Annotated in this window: 22 protein-coding genes; 18 read left to right on the forward strand and 4 right to left on the reverse strand. The window is 52.7% G+C overall.

The features are described from left to right. Positions 1–14 precede the first annotated feature (14 nt). The 18 genes from yidC to FNL37_RS00435 all read left to right on the forward strand — a co-directional run bounded on the left by yidC (position 15) and on the right by FNL37_RS00435 (position 20,926). Positions 15–1,664 (forward strand): membrane protein insertase YidC, encoded by a 1,650-nt coding sequence (yidC, locus tag FNL37_RS00350; RefSeq protein WP_013443530.1) that lies wholly within the window; start codon positions 15–17, stop codon positions 1,662–1,664. After that, entirely contained in the window at positions 1,651–2,991 is a 1,341-nt protein-coding gene (mnmE, locus tag FNL37_RS00355) for a tRNA uridine-5-carboxymethylaminomethyl(34) synthesis GTPase MnmE (protein ID WP_159354762.1), read from the forward strand. Before yidC ends, mnmE begins: the two co-directional genes overlap by 14 nt. 149 nt (positions 2,992–3,140) lie before the next feature. Then, positions 3,141–5,036 carry a tRNA uridine-5-carboxymethylaminomethyl(34) synthesis enzyme MnmG gene (gene mnmG, locus FNL37_RS00360; protein WP_159354763.1) on the forward strand — a complete coding sequence of 632 codons (1,896 nt, stop codon included), beginning with the start codon at positions 3,141–3,143 and terminating at the stop codon, positions 5,034–5,036. Further along, positions 5,033–5,692, forward strand: a complete 660-nt coding sequence (gene rsmG / locus FNL37_RS00365) for a 16S rRNA (guanine(527)-N(7))-methyltransferase RsmG (RefSeq protein WP_015831245.1) — start codon at positions 5,033–5,035, stop codon at positions 5,690–5,692. Before mnmG ends, rsmG begins: the two co-directional genes overlap by 4 nt. Before the next feature lie 3 nt (positions 5,693–5,695). Beyond that, the gene (locus tag FNL37_RS00370) at positions 5,696–6,478 is read left to right on the forward strand and encodes a ParA family protein (RefSeq protein ID WP_159354764.1); all 783 of its coding nucleotides are present in this window, start codon (positions 5,696–5,698) and stop codon (positions 6,476–6,478) included. A gap of 9 nt (positions 6,479–6,487) precedes the next feature. Then, complete coding sequence (locus tag FNL37_RS00375) at positions 6,488–7,339, forward strand: ParB/RepB/Spo0J family partition protein (protein WP_013443525.1); 852 nt, start codon at positions 6,488–6,490, stop codon at positions 7,337–7,339. Positions 7,340–7,445: 106 nt separating this feature from the next. Further along, a complete protein-coding gene (locus FNL37_RS00380) occupies positions 7,446–7,817 on the forward strand; it encodes an ATP synthase subunit I (protein ID WP_159354765.1) in 372 nt (123 codons plus the stop codon). A 9-nt stretch (positions 7,818–7,826) separates the two neighbouring features. After that, positions 7,827–8,630, forward strand: a complete 804-nt coding sequence (gene atpB, locus FNL37_RS00385) for a F0F1 ATP synthase subunit A (protein ID WP_015831244.1) — start codon at positions 7,827–7,829, stop codon at positions 8,628–8,630. A gap of 52 nt (positions 8,631–8,682) precedes the next feature. Next, positions 8,683–8,958, forward strand: a complete 276-nt coding sequence (gene atpE / locus FNL37_RS00390) for a F0F1 ATP synthase subunit C (protein WP_015831243.1) — start codon at positions 8,683–8,685, stop codon at positions 8,956–8,958. Between the two features lie 47 nt (positions 8,959–9,005). Further along, entirely contained in the window at positions 9,006–9,476 is a 471-nt protein-coding gene (locus tag FNL37_RS00395; RefSeq protein WP_013443521.1) for a F0F1 ATP synthase subunit B, read from the forward strand. Positions 9,477–9,483: 7 nt separating this feature from the next. After that, complete coding sequence (locus tag FNL37_RS00400) at positions 9,484–10,020, forward strand: F0F1 ATP synthase subunit delta (RefSeq protein ID WP_159354766.1); 537 nt, start codon at positions 9,484–9,486, stop codon at positions 10,018–10,020. 9 nt (positions 10,021–10,029) lie between these two features. After that, positions 10,030–11,571, forward strand: coding sequence for a F0F1 ATP synthase subunit alpha (gene atpA / locus FNL37_RS00405; RefSeq protein ID WP_013443519.1), 1,542 nt, complete (start codon positions 10,030–10,032; stop codon positions 11,569–11,571). A 43-nt stretch (positions 11,572–11,614) separates the two neighbouring features. Beyond that, complete coding sequence (gene atpG, locus FNL37_RS00410; RefSeq protein WP_013443518.1) at positions 11,615–12,478, forward strand: F0F1 ATP synthase subunit gamma; 864 nt, start codon at positions 11,615–11,617, stop codon at positions 12,476–12,478. A gap of 46 nt (positions 12,479–12,524) precedes the next feature. Then, entirely contained in the window at positions 12,525–13,922 is a 1,398-nt protein-coding gene (gene atpD / locus FNL37_RS00415) for a F0F1 ATP synthase subunit beta (protein WP_013443517.1), read from the forward strand. Positions 13,923–13,945: 23 nt separating this feature from the next. Further along, complete coding sequence (locus tag FNL37_RS00420; protein ID WP_013443516.1) at positions 13,946–14,371, forward strand: F0F1 ATP synthase subunit epsilon; 426 nt, start codon at positions 13,946–13,948, stop codon at positions 14,369–14,371. 84 nt (positions 14,372–14,455) lie between these two features. Beyond that, positions 14,456–15,814, forward strand: coding sequence for a bifunctional UDP-N-acetylglucosamine diphosphorylase/glucosamine-1-phosphate N-acetyltransferase GlmU (gene glmU, locus FNL37_RS00425; protein ID WP_159354767.1), 1,359 nt, complete (start codon positions 14,456–14,458; stop codon positions 15,812–15,814). 22 nt (positions 15,815–15,836) lie between these two features. Further along, positions 15,837–17,666 carry a glutamine--fructose-6-phosphate transaminase (isomerizing) gene (glmS, locus tag FNL37_RS00430; protein ID WP_159354768.1) on the forward strand — a complete coding sequence of 610 codons (1,830 nt, stop codon included), beginning with the start codon at positions 15,837–15,839 and terminating at the stop codon, positions 17,664–17,666. Positions 17,667–18,076: 410 nt separating this feature from the next. Beyond that, positions 18,077–20,926: a bifunctional diguanylate cyclase/phosphodiesterase gene (locus tag FNL37_RS00435; protein ID WP_159354769.1), complete on the forward strand. Its 2,850-nt coding sequence runs from the start codon at positions 18,077–18,079 to the stop codon at positions 20,924–20,926. Positions 20,927–20,972: 46 nt separating this feature from the next. Here the strand turns inward: FNL37_RS00435 and FNL37_RS00440 are convergent, their stop codons facing one another. The 4 genes from FNL37_RS00440 to argS all read right to left on the reverse strand — a co-directional run bounded on the left by FNL37_RS00440 (position 20,973) and on the right by argS (position 24,793). Further along, positions 20,973–21,791, reverse strand: coding sequence for an SDR family oxidoreductase (locus tag FNL37_RS00440; protein ID WP_159354770.1), 819 nt, complete (start codon positions 21,789–21,791; stop codon positions 20,973–20,975). A gap of 8 nt (positions 21,792–21,799) precedes the next feature. After that, the gene (locus tag FNL37_RS00445; RefSeq protein ID WP_159354771.1) at positions 21,800–22,432 is read right to left on the reverse strand and encodes a thiol:disulfide interchange protein DsbA/DsbL; all 633 of its coding nucleotides are present in this window, start codon (positions 22,430–22,432) and stop codon (positions 21,800–21,802) included. 67 nt (positions 22,433–22,499) lie between these two features. Further along, positions 22,500–23,105 (reverse strand): SPOR domain-containing protein, encoded by a 606-nt coding sequence (locus tag FNL37_RS00450; protein WP_159354772.1) that lies wholly within the window; start codon positions 23,103–23,105, stop codon positions 22,500–22,502. A gap of 29 nt (positions 23,106–23,134) precedes the next feature. Further along, positions 23,135–24,793: an arginine--tRNA ligase gene (gene argS / locus FNL37_RS00455; protein WP_159354773.1), complete on the reverse strand. Its 1,659-nt coding sequence runs from the start codon at positions 24,791–24,793 to the stop codon at positions 23,135–23,137. Between the last annotated feature and the right edge of the window lie 11 nt (positions 24,794–24,804).

Raw genomic sequence — 24,804 nt, forward strand, 5'->3', positions numbered from 1 at the left:
AAGATAAGTGAGTTATGGATACCAAGCGTCTGATTTTATTTGTTATTTTCTCTTTCTCTATCCTGATGTTGTGGGATGCGTGGCAACGCGAGCATACGCCGCCGCCCGAGACGGTGACAGCTGAAGCGGCCACCGACAATAGTGTTCCCCATGCTGAAAAATTACCAGGCGCCAAAGCGGCGGCTGATATGCCTAAAGAGTCCGGTTTCCGTCTGCAAACAGCAGATCGTATTCAAGTGGAAACGGATGTTTATAAAGCGGTCATCGACACTACTGGCGGAGATTTGCGTCGTCTGGAGTTGCTGAAGCACCGTGCTGATAATTCCACGACAGAAAACTTTGTGCTGCTGGATGACCGTGCGGCTCCTATGGTCTATGTTGCGCAGAGTGGCTTGATTGGTCAGGGCTTGCCTAATCACAAAACGGTATTTACTGCCGAAGCTAGCAATTACCAACTGGCAGCGGGTAGCGATACGCTTGAAGTACGTTTGACGGCGGCGAGTGCCGATGGCGTCAAGGTCGACAAAATCTATACCTTCCACCGTGACAGCTATGTCATCAATCTGCGTTATGAAATTCATAACGAAAGCGCCAGCCCGATTGATCCTACGGTTTACTACCAGGTGGTGCATGACACGGAGTCCAATCAGGGCTCACACATGATGCCTACCTTTACCGGTGGAGCTTATTTCACCCAAGCTGACAAATTCAAAAAGCTATCCTTCAAGGATATGGGCAAGAACGACTTGTCCAAGACTACCAGTGATGGCTGGGTAGGCTTGTTGCAACACTATTTCGTGAGTGCCTGGATTCCCAAGGAAGGCGTGACACGTCAGTTTTACAGCAAGAAGCTGGCTGACAATATCTATTCTATTGGTACCAAAAGTGATATCGGTGTGATTGCTCCAGGAGCTAGCGCCGAGGTTGAAGCCCGCTATTACGCCGGCCCACAAAATCAGGAAGTCATGAAGCAAGTTGCCCCTGGTCTTGAATACACGGTGGATTACGGTTGGCTTACGATCATTGCATCCCCGCTATTCTGGATTCTGTCCAAGATTGAGAGCGTGGTGCACAACTGGGGTGTCGCGATTATCCTGCTTACCGTCATGATCAAGCTCGCATTCTATCCTCTCTCTGCGGCCAGTTATCGCTCCATGGCGCACATGCGTGAACTTGCACCTCGCTTGCAACGCCTGAAAGAGCAATACGGCGATGACCGCCAAAAGATGCAAGTTGCCATGATGGAACTGTACAAGACGGAGAAGATCAATCCGATGGGCGGCTGCTTGCCCATCCTGGTGCAAATTCCTGTGTTTATCTCCCTTTACTGGGTACTGTTGGGTAGTGTGGAAATGCGGCATGCTCCTTTCATGCTGTGGATACATGACCTCTCCGCCATTGATCCTTACTATGTGCTGCCTATCCTCATGGGCGCCACCATGATTATCCAGACGCGCTTGAACCCGACACCTACGGATCCGGTCCAGGCCAAGGTCATGATGATCATGCCTATCGTATTCAGCGTCTTCTTCTTCTTCTTCCCGGCAGGTCTGGTGCTGTACTGGCTGGTAAATAACGTGTTGTCGATTGCTCAGCAATGGCATATCAATCGTAGTACGGAGCGTGCCACTGCGCTGAAGAAAAAAGGAAATGGCCGTCGTTGATACGATAGCCGCCATTGCCACTGCCCCTGGTTCTGGGGGCATAGGCGTGGTTCGCATCTCCGGCCCGGCCTCCGCACAGATTGCTGCTGCGGTGCTGGGCCACTGCCCTCCCCCCCGGCATGCTGCCTATCTGCCATTTAAAGAAGCAGATGGCCAGCTAATCGATAGTGGCATCGCTATCTTTTATGCAGGGCCTCACTCCTACACGGGAGAAGATGTGCTTGAGTTGCAGGCCCATGGCGGCCCCGCGCTCATGCAGCTTCTACTGCTTCGTTGCTTGCAATTGGGCGCACGTCAGGCTGAACCCGGGGAATTTACCCGGCGCGCATTCCTGAATGACAAGCTTGATCTGGCACAAGCTGAAGCGGTTGCTGACGTGATCAATGCCGCTACTGCAGAAGCAGCCCGAAGTGCTGTTCGTTCTCTTTCTGGCGAATTTTCCCGCTATATTCAAGATCTTCTCGAGTCGCTCATTAATCTGCGCATGTACGTAGAAGCCTGCCTGGACTTTCCCGAGGAGGATATCGATTTTATAAGCCAAGGCCGTGTTGCAGAAAAACTGCAAAACATTGCCGATGCACTTGAACTGGTTTTCAAAGGGGCACGCCAAGGGAATCTGCTGCGCGAAGGAATACAGGTAGTACTGGTAGGTCAGCCGAATGTCGGTAAATCCAGTTTGATGAATCAATTGGCTGGGGAAGAAGTCGCGATTGTTACCCCTATTGCTGGTACGACCCGTGACACTATAAAGAATGTGGTGCAAATTGAAGGTGTTCCCCTGCACCTGATTGATACCGCCGGCCTCCGCGAAACCGAAGACGAAGTCGAAAAGCAGGGAATTGCGCGAACATGGCGAGCTCTAGAAAACGCGAATGCCGCATTATTATTGGTCGATGCAGCCCATGGTATTACCGAGACAGAAAAATCGATTCTAGAGCGATTGCCAGCGAATTTACCCAAAATATGGGTCCACAACAAAATTGATCTGCATTCGGAGCAGCCTCGCCAGCGAGAGCACGAGGGTGAGCTGCATCTGTATATCTCGGCCAAGCTGGGCTTGGGGCTTGATGCCCTTAAGGCACATTTGCTGAAGATTGCAGGTTGGCAACCCGCGGGTGAAAGTATTTTTATGGCACGCACTCGTCACTTGCAAGCCTTGCAAATGGTGCAAGGCCATTTGCAAAACGCAGCTGTATATCTGGAGCAGCCAGAATTATTAGCGGAAGAGTTGCGCCTTGCTCAGCACGCGTTGAGTTCAATTACGGGGGAATTTACACCGGATGATCTATTGGGCGAAATTTTCAGCCGTTTCTGCATAGGCAAGTAGATTTTTTGTAAATAAATCAAAAATATCTTTAGTATCATGGTGATATATCGCATTCACAAATGATTCATTTGTGTTTCACGTGAAACATCCTGACATTGCATGTGCGAATGCGGTATCATTGCCAGCATATTTGCAACTCTCGGATTCTCATGCAATTCCCTGAAAAATTTGATGTTATTGTGGTTGGTGGCGGTCATGCTGGCACCGAAGCCGCACTAGCTAGCGCACGTATGGGTCAAAAAACCTTGCTCCTTACCCACAATATCGAAACCTTAGGCCAAATGTCATGCAACCCGTCCATCGGTGGCATAGGCAAAGGCCATTTGGTGAAGGAAGTGGATGCGCTGGGCGGCGCCATGGCGGCCGCAACAGATGAAGGTGGCATTCAGTTTCGCATCCTAAATTCAAGCAAAGGCCCTGCGGTCAGGGCCACTCGAGCACAGGCTGACCGCGTGCTGTACAAGGCCGCCATTCGCCGTCGCCTGGAAAATCAAGCTAATCTGTGGCTATTTCAACAAGCTGTTGACGATATTATTCTGGATGGAACGCGCGCTGCGGGTGTGGTCACCCAACTAGGATTGCGATTTGAATCCAAAGCAGTAGTGCTGACGGCAGGCACATTTCTGGCTGGTCTGGTGCATGTGGGCTTGGCCAACTATCAGGCCGGCCGTGCCGGGGATCCGCCTGCAGTCTCTTTGGCAGCCAGGTTGCGTGAAATTGGTTTGCCGGCTGGACGCTTGAAAACAGGCACTCCGCCACGCATTGATGGGCGCACCATCGACTACAGTGTGATGCTTGAGCAGCCTGGAGATGATCCAGTTCCTGTGTTTTCCTTTCTGGGCAACGCCAGTCAACACCCCGCCCAACTGCCCTGCTGGATTACCAGCACGAATGAACGCACGCATGACATCATACGCAGCGGTCTGGATCGTTCACCGATGTACACCGGCGTTATTGAAGGGGTGGGTCCGCGATACTGCCCTTCCGTCGAAGATAAAATCCACCGCTTTGCCGACAAGGAATCTCACCAGATTTTCCTCGAGCCTGAAGGCTTGACGACCAACGAAATCTATCCAAATGGCATCTCGACAAGCTTGCCATTTGATATTCAATATCAATTGGTTAGATCTATAAAAGGCCTGGAAAATGCGCATATTTTGCGGCCTGGCTATGCGATTGAATACGATTATTACGACCCGCGAGGTTTAAAAAATTCGCTGCAAACCAAGGCTGTTCAAGGCTTGTTCTTTGCCGGTCAGATTAACGGCACCACAGGCTATGAAGAAGCCGCTGCTCAGGGGCTGTTGGCGGGCGCAAATGCGGCACTCTATGCGCAAGAAAAAGATAGTTGGTGCCCAGCGCGTGATCAAGCCTATCTTGGGGTTTTGGTGGATGATCTGATTACCCGCGGTGTGAGTGAGCCCTACCGTATGTTTACCAGCCGCGCAGAATACCGGTTGATGCTGCGTGAAGACAATGCCGATATGCGCTTGACCGAAGCCGGTCGCAAGATAGGGTTGGTAGATGATGCGCGTTGGGAGGCCTTCTCCCGCAAACAGGAAGCCATACTGCGCGAACAGGAGCGGCTGCGTAAAACATACGTGCATCCGGGCCAGGTGAGTGCGGATGTCATGGAAAAAGTGTTGGGAAAGCAAATCGATCGAGAGTATTCGATGTTCGAGCTTTTGCGTCGCCCGGAAGTGAGTTATGAGGCTTTGCTCACGCTGGCAGAAGGGGATGGTGAGCAGGATGAGCAAGTACGTCAGCAGATTGAAATAGCTGCCAAATATCAAGGCTATATAGACCGTCAGGCGGATGAAATTGAACGTCAGCGCGGTCAGGAGGATACCCGTCTCCCTGCCGATATGGATTACCGCGAAGTGCATGGGCTTTCCATTGAGGCTCAGCAGAAGCTCAATGCACAAAAGCCAGAAACCGTTGGGCAGGCCAGTCGCATTTCGGGGATAACCCCAGCAGCCATTTCCTTGCTGTTAGTGCATCTCAAGCGTCGCAATCGTAGCAAAAAGTCGGACGTCGCCGCATGAGTCAGGCGGAAATACTAGCCTCAGGCATAGCAAATGCCGGATGGGACGTCTCACAGGCCACACAGCAGAAGTTGCTTGATTACCTGGCGCTTTTGCAAAAGTGGAACAAGGTCCATAACCTCACTGCTGTGCGGGATCCAGATGAGATGGTTACCTTGCATTTGCTTGATAGTCTATCGGTATTGCCTCATGTTCAGGCGCTATCACCATCGCGTCTCCTGGACGTGGGCAGCGGCGCTGGTCTGCCTGGCATCATACTCGCGCTTTGCATGCCGGATCTGAAAGTCACCACCATTGATGCCGTGCAAAAAAAAGCCAGTTTCATGCGGCAGGCCAAGGCTGAATTGGGCATTGCCAATCTGGAGGTGATAGCCGGTCGGGTCGAGCAGCATCGGCCTTCGCAAGCTTACGACATTGTGATTTCACGCGCCTTTTCAGAAATTGCCCTGTTTATTAAATTGACGCGCCATTTGATAGCAGAAAGTGGTCAATGGCTTGCAATGAAAGGCGTAAATCCGGTTGAAGAGTTAGAAGGAATAGGCATGCCAGAAGCCAAGGTGACTCCTTTGCTTGTACCGGGTCTGGATGCGCAGCGACATCTGGTGACCTTGCCTGCCCGGGAAATGAAATTCACACCTCTTAGCAGAACGGCTTAAATAATGCGGATTTTAGCGATAACGAATCAAAAGGGTGGCGTGGGGAAAACCACGACTTCCGTTAACCTGGCAGCCAGCTTGGCGGCGACCAAGCGTCGTGTGCTGTTGATCGATTTGGACCCTCAGGGAAATGCGACGACGGGTAGTGGTATCGATAAGTCCGCTGTTAAAAATACGGTATACCACGTGCTGATCGGGCAGAAATCCCTGAAAGAGGTTATCCAGCGCTCGGAAAAGGGCGGATTTGATGTCGCCCCGGCCAATCGCGATCTGGCAGGTGCCGAAGTCGAGCTGGTAAGCGAAATCGCCCGCGAGGTACGTCTCAAAAATGCGCTGACATTGCTGGATGGCGAATACGACTATGTGTTGATTGACTGCCCTCCTTCCCTGAGTTTGACCACCGTGAATGCACTGACAGCAGCGCATGCCGTCATGATCCCCATGCAGTGTGAGTACTACGCGCTCGAAGGTTTGTCGGATCTGGTTAACACCATCAAAAAAGTACGGGCTTATCTAAATCCAACATTGGAAATCGAAGGTTTGTTGCGTACCTTGTTCGATAACCGCAATATGCTGGCCCAGCAGGTATCTGCCGAGCTCGCCAAGCATTTTGGCGACAAAGTCTACAGAACCGTGATCCCGCGTAATGTCAGGCTGGCTGAAGCTCCTAGCTACGGCGTTCCTGTGCTGTTCTATGACAAAGCCTCCAAAGGGGCAAAAGCCTACCTCGCTCTTGCAGGTGAAATCATCAATCGTAAGCCGACTGCCAGTCCGGCTGTAAGTTAAGGAATTCCCATGGTAAAACACAAAGGTCTGGGGCGCGGCCTGGATGCATTATTGTCAGGCGATATGGAAACGGTACGCGATGCCGATACCTTGCGTTCCCTCAAGGTCGGGCAACTGCAGCCCGGCAAATATCAGCCGCGGACACATATGGATCAGGAGTCACTCTCCAGTTTGGCTGACTCGATTAAGGCGCAAGGCATCATGCAGCCTATCGTCGTGCGTTTGTTGAGCGATGAGCATTACGAAATTATTGCCGGTGAGCGTCGTTGGCGCGCTGCCCAGTTGGCTGGTCTGGAAGAGGTTCCTGTGCTGGTGCGGGAAATTGCGGATGAAGCCGCGCTGGCAATGGCGCTGATCGAGAATATTCAGCGCGAAGACCTGAATCCTCTTGAAGAATCCAATGGCATCAAGCGCCTGATTGAAGAGTTCAGCATGACACATGAGGCTGCCGCTCAGGCGGTTGGCCGGTCGCGTAGCGCTGTTACCAATCTTTTGCGGCTGCAAAACCTGCATGGCAATGTGCAGGAGATGCTGATGATAGGCAAGCTGGATATGGGGCATGCGCGTGCCCTCCTCACCTTGCCCGAGGTGAAACAAATTACAGTGGCTGAGCATATTGCCCAGAAAAGCCTGTCGGTGCGTGAGGCTGAGCGCCTGGTAAAGCAGATGCTCAGTGAGCCAAAAGCCAAGCCTGAAAAAACGGTTGATCGTGATGTGCTTGCCTTGCAGGAGGAGGTTTCGCAATCCCTTGGTGCACAGGTTGAAATCAAAGCGAGCAAAAAAGGTGCCGGATTTGTGAAAATCCATTACGCCAATCTGGATCAGCTGGATGATTTTCTAAAACGTCTGAAAGCAGGCTAGTCGTAATTTAGCTTGACTTGCAGCTGATTAAACAAGAAAATCTTGGGTTTTTATGGTCAGGCGCAGCGTGTCTGGCACATAAGATGCTAATGCAGGGTTACGTCGTATGGATGCAGTGCTCAGTCAGATGATAAAAAGGCAGGTAGTGGCGACTGCCCTGGTTGCACTGGTGGCTTACTTGCTCATCGGTTTGCATGGTGCCCTTTCGGCGTTGGCAGGTGGTGGCGCCGCCATATTGGGTAGTTTGGCTGCTGCAAAAAAACTGCAATCCAGCACTGCTAAAAATACGGCAGGTTCCGCATTGGCTAATTTACTGGTGGCAGAAGTCATCAAAATCGCGGTGATTGCCATCGCACTGTTGCTTGTATTCACGCTCTACCGGAATTTGATACCGTTGGCCTTGATTTTTGGTCTGGGCTCAGCGGCGATCATGTCGGGAGCAGCAATTTTTACTTTAAACGAAAAGAATAACCTTTAGGTTGACGCAATGGCTGCAGAAAAACTTACCCCATCAGAATATATCGGTCACCATCTGTCATTCAATGCCAAGTCCGTAGGCGACGGCAGCTTCTGGGTATTGCATTACGATACCCTGATCATGTCAGCCATCCTGGGTGTGGTCGTGTTTGGCTTCCTTTGGTGGGTAGTGCGTGGCGCTACTTCTGGCGTACCTAGCAAGCGTCAGGCATTTGTTGAGCTTGCAGTCGAGTTCGTTGATGATCAGGTCAAAAGTATTTTCCACGGCAACCGTCATGTATTTCTGGCGCCGCTGGCACTGACGGTGTTTGTATGGGTCCTGTTCATGAATGCCATGGACTTCCTGCCTGTCGACATCATGGCCAAGTTTTATCATGTAATCGGCCTTGAGCACTGGCGTAGCGTCCCTACTTCCGACATCAATGCAACATTTGCGCTCGCGTTGTCGGTCTGGGTGCTGATGATTTTCTTCAGTATCAAAGTCAAAGGCCTGGGTGGCTGGATACACGAACTCTTCTGTTCCCCCTTTGGTACCAACCCTCTGATCTGGCCAGCCAATCTGGCGTTCAACCTCATCGAATACATTTCCAAACCTCTTTCTCACTCACTGCGTCTGTTCGGTAACATGTACGCGGGTGAAATCATTTTCTTGCTGCTGGGTATGTGGGCGGCAACGGGCTTGGCAGGTACCTTCTTTGGTGCATTGCTGGGCGCTGGCTGGGCGATCTTTCACATTCTGATCGTTGTGCTGCAGGCATTTATCTTCATGATGCTGACCGTTGTCTACATTTCGATGGCGCATGAAAGTCACTAAGTCTTTAAACGTTTTAATCAACTACAACTCTCGAAAGCCGAAAGGAAATTAAATGGAGAACTTGCAACTTTTAGCCATGATTCAAGCATACACCGGTGTTGGTATCGGTCTGATCATTGGTCTTGGCGCAGCTGGCGCTTGCGTAGGTATCGGTATCATGTGTGCTAGCTTCCTGGAAGGTGCAGCTCGCCAGCCAGAAATGATTCCAGCTTTGCAAGGTAAAGTGTTCCTGCTGCTGGGTCTGATCGACGCTTCTTTCATTATCGGTGTTGGTCTGGCTATGATGTTTGCTTTCGCAAACCCACTCCTTGCCGTTGTTGCTCAATAACGTTTGATAGTTAATAAGCGGATTGAACTAACAGCTCGGGAGCAAATATGAACATCAACCTGACACTATTTGCGCAGGCCGTCTCCTTTGCCATTCTGATCTGGTTCACAGTGAAGTTTGTCTGGCCTCCTCTTTTGAAGGCTATTGAGACGCGTCAAAAGACCATCGCGGATGGTCTGGCTGCAGGTGAACGTGGTAAACAAGAGCTTGAAGCCGCAACGCAGCGTTCGACAGCTGCTGTTGAAGAGGCAAAGCTGAAGGCATCTTCGATCATCGCGCAGGCTGAAAAGCGTGCAACTGACATCATCGAAGAAGCGAAAAACAACGCTAAAGCTGAGGGTGATCGCATCCTTGCTGGTGCCAAGGCAGAAATCGATCAGGAAGTTAACCGTGCGAAGGAAGGTTTACGCGCTCAGGTTTCAGCATTAGCTGTTGCCGGTGCGGAAAAAATCCTGCGCAAGGAAATCGATGCCAAGGTTCACGCAGACATGCTGAACACCATCGCTAACGAGCTGTAGGAAGATCATGGCTGAAGCGATAACCATTGCAAGACCTTATGCCGTAGCGGCTTTCCGCTTGGCAAAGGAAAAGAACGCACTCGCGAATTGGTCTGACATGCTGAATTTCGTTGCGCAAGTCGTAGCGAATGAGCAGATGAAGGCTTATATCGATGATCCGAAGGTCAATGCAGCTGATATTGAAAAGGCTGTACTGACCGTGGCCGGCGGCAAAATTGATGACCAGGTAACTAACCTGATCAAGCTGCTGGTGGAATATCGTCGCCTGGCTGTCATGCCAGACATCGCCGCTGCGTTTGATGAACTGAAAGCGCAAGATGAAGGCGTGCTTGAAGCTGAAATTACCGCCGCATCCCAACCTAGCGACGCCGATATTGCCGGCGTGGTGAAGCGTCTGGAAGCCAAGTTTGGTAAGAAGGTCGAAGCAAGCGTTAAAGTGGATCCGGAATTATTAGGCGGCATCAAGATTGTAGTCGGCGATACGGTAATAGACGCATCCGTACGTGGCCAATTACAACAGTTGGCCTACACGCTGAAAGGTTAGGAGAGAATTATGCAGTTATCTACATCAGAAATCAGTGAGCTGATTAAGAGCAGGTTAGAGAATTTCTCCACCAGTGCCGAAGCGCGTACTCAAGGTACGGTTATCTCGGTGACTGATGGTATCGTTCGTATTCATGGCCTTTCCAATGTGATGGCCGGTGAAATGATCGAATTCCCTGGCAACACGTACGGTCTGGCTTTGAACCTGGAGCGTGATTCTGTGGGTGCCGTGGTTCTGGGTGACTACGAAAAGATTACCGAAGGCGACATCTGCAAATGTACAGGTCGCATTCTGGAAGTGCCAGTAGGTCCTGAACTGGTTGGTCGCGTGGTGAATGCATTGGGCCAGCCTATCGATGGCAAGGGTCCTATCAATGCCAAGCTGACAGACAAGATTGAAAAGGTTGCTCCTGGCGTTATTGCCCGTAAGTCGGTTTCGCAACCCGTACAAACCGGTCTGAAGTCTATCGACTCCATGGTGCCAGTTGGCCGTGGTCAGCGCGAGCTGATCATTGGCGATCGTCAGACAGGCAAGACCGCTGTTGCCGTTGATGCCATCATCAATCAAAAGGGTCAGAACATGACCTGTATCTACGTTGCGATCGGCCAAAAGGCTTCCACTATCGCCAACGTGGTACGCAAGCTGGAAGAGCACGGCGCAATGGAATACACCATTGTTGTAGCCGCTTCTGCTTCTGACTCTGCCGCCCTGCAATTCCTGGCACCATACGCTGGTTGCACCATGGGTGAATACTTCCGTGACCGCGGTCAGGATGCACTGATTGTGTATGATGACTTGACCAAGCAAGCTTGGGCCTATCGTCAGATTTCCCTGTTGCTGCGTCGTCCACCAGGCCGTGAAGCTTATCCAGGTGATGTGTTCTACATCCACTCCCGTCTGCTTGAGCGTGCAGCTCGCGTGAACGAAGATTACGTAGAGAAGTTCACCAACGGTGAAGTCAAGGGAAAAACAGGTTCCCTGACCGCTCTGCCTATCATTGAAACCGCAGCTGGTGACGTTTCCGCGTTCGTTCCTACCAACGTAATTTCGATTACCGATGGTCAGATCTTCCTGGAAACTGATCTGTTCAACGCTGGTATCCGTCCTGCGATCAACGCTGGTATTTCGGTATCCCGCGTAGGTGGTGCAGCCCAGACCAAAGTTATCAAGAAGCTGGGCGGTGGTATTCGTCTGGCACTGGCTCAATACCGTGAACTGGCAGCGTTTGCGCAGTTTGCTTCCGATCTGGATGAAACCACTCGCAAGCAGCTGGAGCGTGGTCGCCTGGTGACCGAGTTGATGAAGCAGGCTCAATACGCCCCGCTCAACATCTCTGACATGGCCGTAACCTTGCTGGCAGCCAACAAGGGATACTTCGATGACGTGCCGGTTGCCCGTGCACTGGCATTCGAATCCGCCTTGCATGCTTTCCTGAAGTCCAAGTACAAGAACCTGCTGGATAAGATTGAAACTACCCAGGATCTTGGCGGTGACGACGAGAAGGCTGTGGAAGCCGCAATTAAAGACTTCAAAGCAACGAATGCTTACTAAGCCTTTGGCGATTTAAGTATTCACGAGACAGGCAGACGAGACAATGGCCGGTAGCAAAGAAATTCGTACCAAGATCAAGAGTGTTGAAAATACACGCAAGATCACCAAGGCGATGGAAATGGTCGCCGCATCCAAAATGCGCAAAGCGCAGGAGCGGATGCGGGCTGGTCGTCCTTACGCTGAAAAGATCCGCAATGTGGCGGCTCACCTTTCTCATGCAAACTCTGAGTACAAGCACCCTTTCCTGATTCAGCGCGCTGAAGTCAAGAATGTGGGGCTGATTGTGGTCAGCTCCGACAAGGGCTTGTGCGGTGGTTTGAATACCAACGTACTGCGCTTGTCGCTGAATCAGATGAAAGCATGGGAATCGGCTGGCAAGGGTATTGCGGTAAGCGCGATTGGCAACAAAGGGTTCGGTTTCATGAACCGTGTTGGGGCCAACGTTAAATCGCATATCACTGGCTTGGGTGATGTTCCTCACCTGGAAAAGCTGATCGGTACGATCAAGGTCATGCTGGACGCCTATGTGGCTGGTGAAATCGACCAGTTGCACATCTGCTTTACGCGTTTCATCAATACGATGAAACAGGAGCCGGTCATGGAGCAGTTGCTGCCATTGAACGGTGAGCAGATGGGCACCGCACAAGGCCACTGGGACTATATCTACGAGCCTGAAGCACGTGAAGTCATTGATGAGTTGCTGACGCGTTACATCGAGTCGCTGGTATATCACGCTGTTACCGAAAACATGGCATCCGAGCAAAGCGCCCGGATGGTAGCGATGAAGGCCGCATCCGACAACGCCAAGAACGTCATCGGCGAGCTGAAACTGGTTTACAACAAGGCCCGCCAAGCTGCGATTACCAAAGAAATTTCAGAAATTGTCGGTGGTGCGGCTGCCGTTTAAGGCAGCAGCGGTGTAACGAATTAAGATAAAGATTGAGGATACCAAGATGAGTCAAGGTAAAGTTGTTCAGTGTATTGGTGCGGTGGTTGACGTTGAATTCCCACGCGACCAGATGCCTAAGGTATATGAGGCACTTGTTTTAGATGAAGAGAACTCCACAGCAGAAGCTGGTCTGACGCTGGAAGTTCAGCAACAACTGGGTGATGGTGTGGTTCGTACCATTGCCATGGGTTCCAGCGATGGTCTGTCCCGCGGCATGAAGGTGAAGAGCACCGGCAACCAGATTCAGGTTCCCGTTGGTCACGGCACCCTCGGTCGTATCATGGACGTTCTGGGCCGCCCTATTGATGAAGCCGGTCCTATTGAGTGTGATGAGCGTCGTTCCATCCACCAGAAGGCTCCTTCGTTTGAAGAGCTCTCCCCTTCCGTTGACTTGCTGGAAACCGGTATCAAGGTGATTGACCTGGTATGTCCGTTTGCCAAGGGCGGTAAAGTGGGTCTGTTCGGTGGCGCCGGTGTAGGCAAGACCGTGAACATGATGGAACTGATCAACAACATCGCCAAGCAGCACGCCGGTCTGTCGGTGTTTGCCGGTGTAGGTGAGCGTACCCGTGAAGGTAACGACTTCTACCACGAAATGAAGGATTCCAACGTTCTGGACAAGGTAGGCATGGTGTTCGGTCAGATGAACGAACCACCAGGCAACCGTCTGCGTGTAGCGCTGACTGGTCTGACCATGGCAGAGCGTTTCCGTGACGAAGGCCGTGACATTCTGTTCTTCGTTGACAACATTTACCGTTATACCCTGGCTGGTACCGAAGTATCCGCGTTGCTGGGTCGTATGCCTTCTGCAGTGGGTTACCAACCTACCCTGGCTGAAGAAATGGGTCGCCTGCAAGAGCGTATTACCTCCACCAAGGTGGGTTCCATTACCTCGATCCAGGCCGTTTACGTACCTGCGGATGACTTGACTGACCCATCCCCAGCTACCACCTTCTTGCACTTGGACTCCACCGTTGTGTTGTCCCGTGATATTGCAGCGCTGGGTATCTACCCTGCTGTTGATCCACTGGATTCCACCTCACGTCAGCTCGATCCATTGATCGTGGGCGAAGAGCACTACAACGTGGCACGTGCTGTGCAATCAACCCTGCAGCGCTACAAGGAACTGCGTGACATTATCGCGATTCTGGGCATGGATGAACTGTCTCCTGAAGACAAGCTGGCAGTGGCTCGTGCACGTAAGATTCAGCGCTTCCTGTCTCAGCCTTTCCACGTAGCTGAAGTGTTTACTGGTTCTCCAGGCAAATACGTAACGCTGAAGGACACTATCAAGGGCTTCAAGGCGATTGTGGATGGTGAGTACGATCACCTGCCAGAACAAGCGTTCTACATGGTAGGCGCGATTGAAGAAGCCGTAGAAAAGGCAAAAACCTTAAACTAAGCTAGTCTTAAGGAAACTTAAATATGGCATCCACAATACATCTAGACGTCGTCAGCGCAGAAGCTTCCATTTTTTCGGGTGAAGCCGAATTCGTGGTGGCTCCTGCGAAGCTGGGTGAGGTTGGTATTTACCCCAACCACACTCCGCTGATTACGACGATCAAGCCTGGCGTGTTGCGCGTCAAGGTGGCAAACGAGGCTGAAGAGCAGGCGATTTATATTTCTGGCGGCATGCTGGAAGTGCAGCCTGGCATTATTACTGTCCTTGCTGACACTGCGATTCGTGGTCATGATCTGGACGAAGCCAAGGCCGCTGAAGCCAAGGCAGCAGCAGAAGAAGCAATGAAAAACAATGCTTCTGAAATCGATTATGCCCGCGCCCAGGCTGAACTGTCAGAAGCCATGGCACAGCTCCACGCCATTGAGCGTTTGCGCAAGAAGTCGCATTAAAGAGCAACGCGAGTAGCTCACGGAAAGGCAGCCTCTGGCTGCCTTTTTTGTTTATACTTGAAACATCAGAAATCACACTCCACCATGCTGAATATACTCATACTGGCCGCGGGTAAAGGCACCCGCATGCATAGTGACTTGCCTAAAGTCCTGCATCCCGTCGCTGGCAAACCGATGCTGGCGCATGTAATTGAAACCGCCAAGCAACTCTCTCCCAGCAAGATTCTGGTGGTATATGGATTTGGCGGCGATGCAGTGCCTGATCAGTTTCGCGATGAAAACATTCACTGGGTACAGCAGGCTGAGCAATTGGGCACGGGCCATGCGGTAATGCAGGCTCTGCCTTTCCTTGACCCAGATGCCAAAACCTTAATCATGCTGGGCGATGTGCCATTGATCAGCGTGCAGACTTGCCAGGAACTGCTGAAGAATCAAGTCAAGCTGACTTTACTGACCTTTGCCAAGGCCAATCCTTCAGGTTACGGTCGTATCGTGCGGAATGCGCAGGACGAGGTAGTGGCGATTGTTGAACACAAGGATGCCAGCGAAGAGCAGCGCCAAATCAATGAAATCAATACTGGCATCATGGCAGTGGACAATCATGCATTGTCGGAATGGCTGAAAAACCTTGGCAATGACAATGCCCAAGGCGAATACTATCTGACCGACATAGTCGGCATGGCAAGCCAGCAAGGCATCGCTGTTGGTGGTGTATTGGCACCCAATGAGCCAGAAATTACAGGAATAAACAGTAAGTCAGATCTGGCGGCGATTGAGCGCTGTTATCAACAGCAGCAGGCTGCGCAGTTGCTGCAGCAAGGGGTTACCCTGAGCGACCCTGCCCGAATTGATATACGCGGAAAGCTGAGCGTTGGGCGTGATGTCAGCATCGATGTGGGTTGTGTGTTTGAGGGTGAGGTACACCTCGCTGATAGCGTGCGGATTGGTCCATACTGCGTTATCCGCAATGCCAGCATTGGCGTTGGCACCGCAATTGCGGCTTTTACACATATTGATGATGCTGAGATCGGCAAGCAAGCCAAGATTGGCCCATACGCGCGCCTGCGCCCTGGCACGGTTCTGCAGGACGAAACGCATGTCGGCAATTTTGTTGAACTCAAAAACGCTCAGGTCGATGTGGGTAGCAAAATCAATCATCTTAGCTATGTAGGCGATACCACCGTAGGTAAACAGGTGAACATCGGTGCTGGTACCATTACCTGCAATTACGATGGTGTTAACAAATTCCGCACGGTGATTGGCGACAATGCCTTTATCGGCTCGGATTCGCAGCTGATTGCGCCCGTCACCATAGGCGCTGGCGCCACTATAGGGGCAGGCTCTACCATCAGCAAAGACGCCCCAGCGGGCGAGCTCACAGTCGCGCGCGGTCGCCAAGTCACGGTCAGCGGCTGGAAACGCCCGGAAAAAATCAAGAAGTAACCCACCACAAGGAAAGCAAGTCATGTGCGGTATCGTAGGTGCAGTAGCCAAACGCAATGTAGTGCCAATATTGATTGAAGGCTTGAGTCGGCTTGAATATCGCGGATACGATTCAGCGGGTATTGCTGTGCTGAATCAGGGCATACAGCGTGTGCGCGCCGTGGGCCGGGTGAGTGAAATGCAGAACAAAGCCAATGCGCAACAGCTGAGCGGCTTTGTGGGCATTGGGCACACGCGTTGGGCTACACATGGTGGCGTTACTGAATCCAATGCCCACCCGCACGTATCCAAAGGCGAAATCGCCGTTGTACATAATGGCATCATTGAAAACCACGATGAGCAACGGCAGCGCTTGACCGCATTGGGCTATCTCTTCGAATCGCAGACGGATACCGAAGTCATTGCCCATCTAGTGCATTACCACCATGCACAAGGTAAGTCTTTACTATCGTCAGTACAGGCTGCGGTAAAGGGGTTAACCGGAGCCTTTGCAATCAGCGTTATCTCTATCAACGCACCAGAGCTGATGATTTGCGCCCGCCAGGGTTGCCCATTGTTGATTGGTCTTGGTCAAGGCGAAAACTTCATAGCTTCCGATGTGTCGGCTGTATTGTCGGTAACCCGTAGTGTGATCTACCTTGAAGACGGCGATGTTGGCGAGATCCGTGAGGATGGTGTGACTATCTATGATGGCGCCGGGCAGGTGGTAGACCGCAAAGTTCATATGAGCGACGTTTCCCTGGCTTCCATGGAACTGGGCCCCTTCTCGCATTTCATGCAAAAAGAGATACACGAACAGCCCCGGGCGCTGACAGATACGATAGAGGCACTGATAGACGATGCCAGCTTTTCGCCTGCCCTGTTTGGTGAGGGAGCGGAAGAAGTATTCGCTGAGGTCGAGAGTGTACTGATACTGGCGGCAGGGACCAGTTATTATGCGGGACTTACAGCCAAGTACTGGCTGGAAAGCATTGCACAGGTTCCCACCTCGGTAGAGATCGCCAGTGAATACCGCTATCGCCGATCCGTGCCCAACCCCAAGCAGCTGATCGTGACAATTTCACAGTCAGGGGAAACGCTGGATACCATGGAAGCGCTGAAGCATGCCAAAACCCTGGGTCATACGCGGACATTGGCAATATGCAATGTACAGGAAAGTGCTATCCCACGCGCATCGCGCCTTATCCTGTATACCCGCGCAGGGGCTGAAATTGGCGTCGCCTCCACCAAGGCATTCACAACCCAGTTGGTGGCCTTGTTTACCTTGGCTGTGACGCTGGCCAAACAGCATGATCGCCTGGCAGACGGCCAGGAACAGGATTATCTGGATGCTTTGCGTCATTTGCCGGGCAGTGTGCAGTACGCGCTTAATCTTGAGCCGCAGATCCGCGAATGGGCCACGTTCTTTGCCAACAAGCAGCACGCCCTGTTTCTCGGTCGTGGCATTCATTACCCCATCGCCCTGGAAGGCGCTCTCAAGCTCAAGGAGATCTCTTATATCCACGCCGAGGCCTACCCTGCGGGCGAATTGAAACACGGCCCACTGGCCCTGGTAGATCGCGATATGCCGGTAGTTGTTATTGCACCGAATGACGTGCTGCTGGAAAAAGTAAAATCCAATATGCAGGAAGTGAAAGCGCGCGGCGGCGAGTTGTTTGTATTTGCCGATGCCGATAGCCACTTCACGGAAAGTGAAGGCGTGCATGTTATTCGCACGCCACGTCATGTGGGCGTGCTCTCCCCTATTCTTCACACTATCCCCGTCCAGCTACTGGCTTATCACGCTGCCTTGCTTAAAGGCACCGATGTGGATAAACCCAGAAACCTGGCCAAATCCGTCACGGTGGAATAGTCTCACCACGGAGCTTGCTTCCGTCTCACCTCGCATGCTGGATCAACATTGGGCAATCAGTTCAGGAATAGTGCCCGTACGTTGATCCAGTATGAAGGACGTTTTAGTTCATCTTCCCCAGATCAGCTCACACTGATCGGCATGCAGATTGCTTGCTGAATAAGATATGCCCGGCTTTAAACGATGCACTTTGGTTTATAGCGCGATCATTATTGGCAGATGTATTGCCAAGGCTCATCCAGCAGAATAGGCTTTGTATCGCCATCTTCGGGATCAGGCATGCATATACCCCGGTAATCGCGGTTTGCCTGGATGGAGGGCAGGAATATCTTGTCATTGGGATAGGCCCAATAAAGAGTGCTAGCGCGAGCGCCAGCAGAACGACAATCAGGGCAAGTGGCGCACTAAACATGAGCAGGCTTGAAATACACACTGATGCAGGGGACGCGGTGGATATTCCCGCCATATTGAGCTTCGCTCTCAATAAGGTGACGGAGTCCATATTCCTGATCGATGCTTCCTCCCGGATCCGCTACGTCAATCAGGAATGTTGTCGCACCCTGGGGTATAGTCAGCAGGATTTGCTTGCCATGAGGGTCGCTGACATTGATCCCACTGTGGACCAAACGGTCTGGCGTGATCATTGGCAAGCGCTCACAGCAGAAATTTCGCTCACATTCGAAAGCCGGCACCTTACCAGGCAAGGCAAACTCCTGCCGGTAGAAATCAATGCCAATTACTTTGAATACGCGGGAACCGCATACAACCTCGCGCTGGTCAGGGATATTTCAACACGCAAGAACCTGCAGGACCAACTGGAGGCGAGTGAAGCTAAATTTCGCGATCTGGTCGAGCACGCCCCGGATATTTTTATCCGCTATGACCGGGAGTGTCGTCGGATTTTTATCAGTCAGGCCTATGAAGAGGTGTATGGCATACCCTTAACCCAAGCGCTGGGCAAAAAGCCCACTGAGGTGTGGGGCAAAGCATGGATGACGCCCGCAGAATACGAACGTCAGCTGCAAGAGATCATGCGCTCACGCAAGCCCGGCAATATCGAATTGCAGTGGGTGGCCGATGACGGGCAGTATGTCTGCAAGTCATTGCAGATAGCCCCGGAGTTCGATGCAAATGGCGATGTGGTCAGTGTGCTCAGCATTACGCGGGATATTTCGCAACGGCGGGCCGCCGAGAATGCCTTGCGCTTGCGCGATGAATATCAGCGTGCACTTATCGATAATTTCCCCTTCATGGTCTGGCTGAAAGATCGTCAGAGTCACCTGCTGGCAGCCAATACGGCCTATGCCGAGTGGGCACAAGCCGCGTCTACCCGGGATGTGGATGGCAAAACCGACTTTGATCTCTTTCCGGAGGAAATTGCCAAAGCGCATATTGCCAGTGATCAGGTAGTGCTCGAAAGCGGCAAGCCATGGCATGCGGTGGACCAGGTGAAAGACCAGCATGGTCGCCAACGCTGGATGGAAATCTACAAATCGCCAGTGCGTGTGAATGACGAACTGAAGGGTATTGTGGGCTATGCCCGTGATGTGACCGAGGCCAAGCTCAACGAATTGGAGATCGTGCATCGCGAAATTGAGCTGCGCACGCTCATTGATAATACCCCTGATGCGATTACCCGATTTGATCGCGACGCCAGGCGCATCTTCGTCAATAATCGCAAACTGGAAAAACTGGGCATGGAGCGCGATGCCATTCTCGGTAAAAAACCTTCCGAATACCCTGGCGGCACTGTTTTTTCTCAATACGAACAGAAAATACTGGATGTGGTCGCTACCGGTCAGCCGGGATTCATGGAAATGACCGGCACTACCCCTGAAGGAGAAACCTGGCATTCCCATATCCGCATTGTGCCGGAGCTGGATGAACAGGGGCAGGTGCAACATATTCTGGCGGTGGAGCGCGATATTACCGAACTGGTGGCCTATCGCGAGCGGGTCTACTATCTTGCCTACTATGATTCACTGACCAATCTGCCCAATCGCACCCTGTTCAATGACCGCATCAGCCAGGTGCTGATGGAAGCGCAGTGGAGCAAACAGAAGTTCGGCGTGATGGTGCTCGATCTCGACCATTTCAAGAGCATCAACGACAGTCTCGGGCACCTGGTTGGCGATGAGTTATTGTGCGCCACGGCGGATCGCCTGCAGATGGCCATCCGCACCTATGACACCGTCGCGCGCATGGGTGGCGACGAGTTTGCCATTCTGTTACCCGATATACGCAAGCCAGACGATCTGGCCACCATTGCCAATAAAATCGTGCAGGTGATTGCGCAGCCTTTCCACATTCAGGGCAAAGAGCTGTTTATATCAACCAGCGTTGGCATTGCCACTTATCCGCTTGATGGGGAGGATCAGGAGGCATTGTATAAATGTGCAGACGCGGCGATGTATCACGCCAAGAGCATGGGGCGGAGCAACTACCAGTTCTACAGTCATGATCTGGGCTCAAAAGCATCGGAATACATTGCGATTGGTACGTCGTTGCGGCAGGCATTGCGCAACAACGAGTTTGTCCTGCATTTTCAGCCACAGATGGATCTCCTCACTGGCAAGCTATTGGGCGCAGAAGCTTTGCTCCGCTGGAACCACCCCCTGCGTGGCCTGTTGCCGCCTGATGATTTTATAGGGGTGGCGGAAGAAAGCGGATTGATTGTCGAAATTGGCGAATGGGTGCTGGAAAATGCCTTTAACGCCATTGTCGAATTGAACCGGCTACGCGACGATAAACTCACCGTTGCCATCAATCTTTCTGCACGACAGTTTCTCTATAACGACTTGCTGGCAGCGGTGAGCCGCCTCTTGGAGAAAACCGGTTGTTTACCCGCATGGGTGAAGCTGGAAATCCGCGAAAGTCTGCTGCTGGAAGAAAATCCCGACGTCATGGCGGTGCTCAATGCCTTCAAGGCCATGGGCATCACTATCGCGATTGATGATTTTTGCACGGGCTATTCAGCACTCAGTTATCTGGGGCAGTTCCCGGTACGTCAGGTCAAGATTGACCGCTTGTTCATGCAGGATGTGGTGCAGCAGCAAGACAGGGCCGAGCTGGTGAATGCGATTATCCGGATTGCCCAGGCGCTGCATCTGGAGCTGGTGGCAGAAGGGGTAGAGAGTGCCAGTCAGCTCGCCTTTTTGCGTGAAAAAGGCTGCACCATGGCGCAAGGGTTTTTCCTGGGGAAACCCATGCTGCTGGAAGAATTAAAGCAACTCAGGCCTGAGTTGCTGGGCATCGCTTGATGCTCACTACGCCCTAGGCATGCGTTAAGGCCATCACTGCTACTATTTATTCCACGTCTATCCGCGCCTTGTGCGGGGCGCGGCGCATCAGGCCATCCCACAGCCAGCACGGCAATATTCTCAGCAAACGCGCGACCCAGCCCATCTGCCAGGGAATCACCACAAAGCGCTTTCTGGCGGCAATCGCCTGTGCGAATTTGCTGGCGGCCACATCCACATCCATCAAAAACGGCATGGGATAGGTGTTTATATCGGTCATGGGGGTGCGGATATAGCCTGGTGCAATCGTAGTCACGGCAATCCCATGCGGCAGCATTTCGATGCGCAGGCTTTCCAGATAAGCAATTGCGGCCGCTTTGGAGGCGCTGTAAGCGCCTGCCCCGGGCAGGCCGCGGATTCCGGCTACACTGGCAATGCCCACCAGCTGGCCTTGACCACGCTGCTGCATAGCGTTGATAAACGGTTGAAAGGTATGTACCAGGCCTTGCACATTAATCGCCATGACGGCGGCAAATGCCGTGCTGTCTTCCTTGATCGCCGTGAGCGTGCCCCGGCTGACGCCGGCATTGCCAATGACGATATCGGGTACACCATGCTTGCTGATGAAGTCAGTGGCAGCCTGTGCCAAGGCGTCAGCATCGCGCACATCCACCGCATAGGTTTCACAAGCGCCCGCGTACTGATCGCGGAATGCCAGCAAGGGCTCCGCGCGTCGCGCCACCAGGCCCAGTGTCGCCCCCAGCCCGGCATAGTGCTGTGCCAGCGCCATGCCGATACCGCTGGATGCGCCGGTGATGAAGACGTTTAAAGTATCAGCCCGCCGGGCGGGAGCCGTGGCGGGCTGTGAAATAAGCGTGGAACTCACGGGCTAGATTACTTGCCGCCGCGTTCCTGCTTGGCCTTGGCGATCAGGAAATCAGCCACGCGCAAAGCCTGGTCATTGCCACCGGCCATGCTGCTGGAAGTGATGTATTTGCCATCCACAATCAGCGTGGGAACGCCAGTTGCGCCAGAAGCACGGAATACCTGGATGGCGCGCATGATTTTGGTGTTGGTGGAGAAGGAGTTATAGGCTTCTTCTACTTTCTTGCGATCCAGGCCGCTTTGCTTGACCAGCCAGTCTACAAAGGCTTTTTCGTCGTCAGGACGGAAAGCATGTTGTTTGTGGATGGCTTCGAACAAAGGGCTATGCAGTTTTTCCAGTACGCCCAGGGATTCCATGGCGTAATAGGCTTTGGCCATGGGCGCCCAGTCAGGGCGTGGCACACCAGGGATACGCTTGAACACCACATCGGCGGGCAGCTTCTTTACCCAGGCGTTGATGGAAGGCTCCATCTGATAGCAGTGCGGGCAGCCATACCAGAACAACTCAATAACTTCGAGTTTGCCGTTGCTATCGCTGGGGATGCTTTGCACCGTCAGGTTGTAATCGGTGCCGGCTTGCGGGTCTGCTGCCATGACATGGGTGGAAACCAGGAGCAGCAAAGCCGCCAGGAATTTTTTCATGATTCGAATCCTTGTTGATGTAAGTTGTAATCGACTAACGCATTAAGCTGGTTGCGGCTGACAGGCTTTATCCAGGCGTACTGCTATTCACTTTGATCAGGTCAACCTTAAATCCGTTCTGCACCAGCTCTTCACGGGATTTATTTATTTGGTCGACATTGGCAAACGGGCCAACACGCACGCGGTGCCATACCCCCTTGTTAGGGATGGTGGCGGTTTGCACGATGGCTTCCAGCCCCAGCAAGGCCAGCTTGGCTTTCATGTTGTCGGCTTCCTGCTCGGTCTGAAACGCGCCCACTTGCAGGAAGTAGCTTTCCTGTACTTTGGTGGCTTCTGGTGCCGCCGGTTTCTGCTTGATTTCCTGTTCCGTTACCTGGGTTTCGCTGCCAGGCAGGATGGTATAGAAATCAAAGCGTGGCTTTTCAGGGGTATCGGCATTCTTTTCGGCCTTGGGCAAGGCGCTGGTATCTGCCTTGGCGGTTTCTTCTGGCGCTTTTTCCGTAGCACGGCTGACAAACGGACTGTCACTGCCTTTGACCATGATCGCTACTGCGACCGACAGGCCAACGCCCAGAACCAGCCCAACCAGCAGACCGGAAAAGAACGGGCTGCCCTTGGACTTGCTGCCGCTCTTGCTGGATGGGGCGCTGCGGGGTTTGTAATCTCTGCTCACATTATCTCCTTGCTTGCTTTCTATATGGCCTACATTTTTTCCGGAGCGCTCACGCCCAGAAGATCAAGGCCATTTTTTAATACCTGGCGCGTAGCGCTGATCAAGGCCATACGGGCGAGCTTGAGTGCGCTATCTTCTACCAGGAATTGCTGTGCGTTGTAATAGCTGTGCAGATCGCTTGCCAGCTCTTTCAGGTAATTGGCGACCATGTGCGGAGCCAGTTCATCTGCCGCATTTTTCACAACATCGCTGAACTCATCCAGACGCTGCAGCAACGCTGCCTCGTGCGGTGCATCCAGGCGGCTAAGGTTTGCGCCAACCAAGCTGCTTTCGTCGCCGCCCCATTGCCCCAGCACGCTGCAGATACGGGCATGCGCATACTGGATGTAATACACCGGGTTGTCGTTGGTTTGTGCCCGTGCCAGATCGATATCGAATACCAGTTGCGAATCAGCACGACGCGCAGCCAGGAAATAGCGTGTGGCATCGCAGCCTACCTCTTCGATCAGGTCGCGCAGAGTGACATAGCTGCCCGCACGCTTGGACAGTTTGACCTCTTCGCCACCGCGCATCACGGTCACCATCTGGTGCAGGACATAATCTGGCCAGCCTTGCGGAATGCCGATGTCGAGTGCCTGCAAACCTGCGCGCACACGGGTAATGGTGCTGTGGTGATCGGCGCCCTGCTCGTTGATCACGCGCTCAAAACCACGTTTCCATTTTTCCACGTGGTAGGCCACGTCAGGCACAAAATAGGTATACCCGCCTTCGCGCTTGCGCATGACGCGGTCTTTGTCGTCGCCAAAGTCGGTGGTCTTGAGCCAGAGCGCGTCATCCTGCTCATAGGTGTGGCCACTGTTGATCAGGGCTTGTACAGTGCTTTCCACCTTGCCTTCGGTATAGAGGCTGGATTCAAGTGAGAACACATCAAACTTGATCTGGAATGCCTGCAGATCAAGATCCTGCTCATGCCGCAGGTAAGCCACGGCAAAGCGGCGTATGGATTCCAGATCATTGACGTCACCGCTGGCAGTTACCTGCTGGTCATCTGCCACCACGGTTTCACCTGCCAGGTAGGCCTTGGCAATGTCGATGATGTATTCGCCACGATAACCTTCTTCAGGGAAAGTCGGGTGCTCGGGGGTGAGCCCTTGCGCACGCGCATGGACGGACTTGGTCAGATTGTCGATCTGCGCCCCAGCATCGTTGTAATAGAATTCGCGCGTGACATCCCAGCCGTTGGCTGCCAGCAGCCGCGCCAGACAGTCACCGACTGCCGCACCACGGCCGTGGCCGACATGCAATGGCCCCGTGGGGTTGGCGGAGACAAACTCCACTTGTACCTTGCGCTGCTGCCCTGCGTTATTGTGACCGAAACGGTCACCCTGCTCGCGTATCTGCGCAATCACGCCATGGCGTGCCTGGCCATTCAGGAAGAAATTGATAAAGCCAGCGCCTGCGATTTCTACCTTGGCAACATACTCAGAGGCAGGCAGTGCCTGGATCAGGCTCTCTGCAATAGCACGTGGGTTCTGGCGCAGGGGTTTGGCCAGCATCATGGCCAGATTGGTGGCAAAATCGCCGTGGTCGGCAGACTTCGGGCGTTCCAGCTGAATCGAAAGACTTGCGCTATCGACCCCCAGGCTTTTTGCGGCCTGGGTCAGTAATTCGGTAAGATGTGCTTTCAAGAGAGTGAAGT

The organism is Methylovorus glucosotrophus, assembly GCF_009858335.1.
GTDB lineage: Bacteria > Pseudomonadota > Gammaproteobacteria > Burkholderiales > Methylophilaceae > Methylovorus > Methylovorus glucosotrophus.

Excerpts from the sequence above, each read along its gene's own strand:
- FNL37_RS00435 (WP_159354769.1), top strand. The coding sequence starts at position 18,077 with ATGAGCAGGCTTGAAATACACACTGATGCAGGGGACGCGGTGGATATT.
- atpD (WP_013443517.1), top strand. The coding sequence starts at position 12,525 with ATGAGTCAAGGTAAAGTTGTTCAGTGTATTGGTGCGGTGGTTGACGTT.
- FNL37_RS00370 (WP_159354764.1), top strand. The coding sequence starts at position 5,696 with ATGCGGATTTTAGCGATAACGAATCAAAAGGGTGGCGTGGGGAAAACC.
- mnmE (WP_159354762.1), top strand. The coding sequence starts at position 1,651 with ATGGCCGTCGTTGATACGATAGCCGCCATTGCCACTGCCCCTGGTTCT.
- FNL37_RS00395 (WP_013443521.1), top strand. The coding sequence starts at position 9,006 with ATGAACATCAACCTGACACTATTTGCGCAGGCCGTCTCCTTTGCCATT.
- atpA (WP_013443519.1), top strand. The coding sequence starts at position 10,030 with ATGCAGTTATCTACATCAGAAATCAGTGAGCTGATTAAGAGCAGGTTA.
- glmU (WP_159354767.1), top strand. The coding sequence starts at position 14,456 with ATGCTGAATATACTCATACTGGCCGCGGGTAAAGGCACCCGCATGCAT.
- atpG (WP_013443518.1), top strand. The coding sequence starts at position 11,615 with ATGGCCGGTAGCAAAGAAATTCGTACCAAGATCAAGAGTGTTGAAAAT.
- FNL37_RS00400 (WP_159354766.1), top strand. The coding sequence starts at position 9,484 with ATGGCTGAAGCGATAACCATTGCAAGACCTTATGCCGTAGCGGCTTTC.
- atpB (WP_015831244.1), top strand. The coding sequence starts at position 7,827 with ATGGCTGCAGAAAAACTTACCCCATCAGAATATATCGGTCACCATCTG.
- yidC (WP_013443530.1), top strand. The coding sequence starts at position 15 with ATGGATACCAAGCGTCTGATTTTATTTGTTATTTTCTCTTTCTCTATC.
- glmS (WP_159354768.1), top strand. The coding sequence starts at position 15,837 with ATGTGCGGTATCGTAGGTGCAGTAGCCAAACGCAATGTAGTGCCAATA.
- FNL37_RS00445 (WP_159354771.1), bottom strand. The coding sequence starts at position 22,432 with ATGAAAAAATTCCTGGCGGCTTTGCTGCTCCTGGTTTCCACCCATGTC.
- FNL37_RS00380 (WP_159354765.1), top strand. The coding sequence starts at position 7,446 with ATGGATGCAGTGCTCAGTCAGATGATAAAAAGGCAGGTAGTGGCGACT.
- FNL37_RS00375 (WP_013443525.1), top strand. The coding sequence starts at position 6,488 with ATGGTAAAACACAAAGGTCTGGGGCGCGGCCTGGATGCATTATTGTCA.
- atpE (WP_015831243.1), top strand. The coding sequence starts at position 8,683 with ATGGAGAACTTGCAACTTTTAGCCATGATTCAAGCATACACCGGTGTT.
- rsmG (WP_015831245.1), top strand. The coding sequence starts at position 5,033 with ATGAGTCAGGCGGAAATACTAGCCTCAGGCATAGCAAATGCCGGATGG.
- mnmG (WP_159354763.1), top strand. The coding sequence starts at position 3,141 with ATGCAATTCCCTGAAAAATTTGATGTTATTGTGGTTGGTGGCGGTCAT.
- FNL37_RS00420 (WP_013443516.1), top strand. The coding sequence starts at position 13,946 with ATGGCATCCACAATACATCTAGACGTCGTCAGCGCAGAAGCTTCCATT.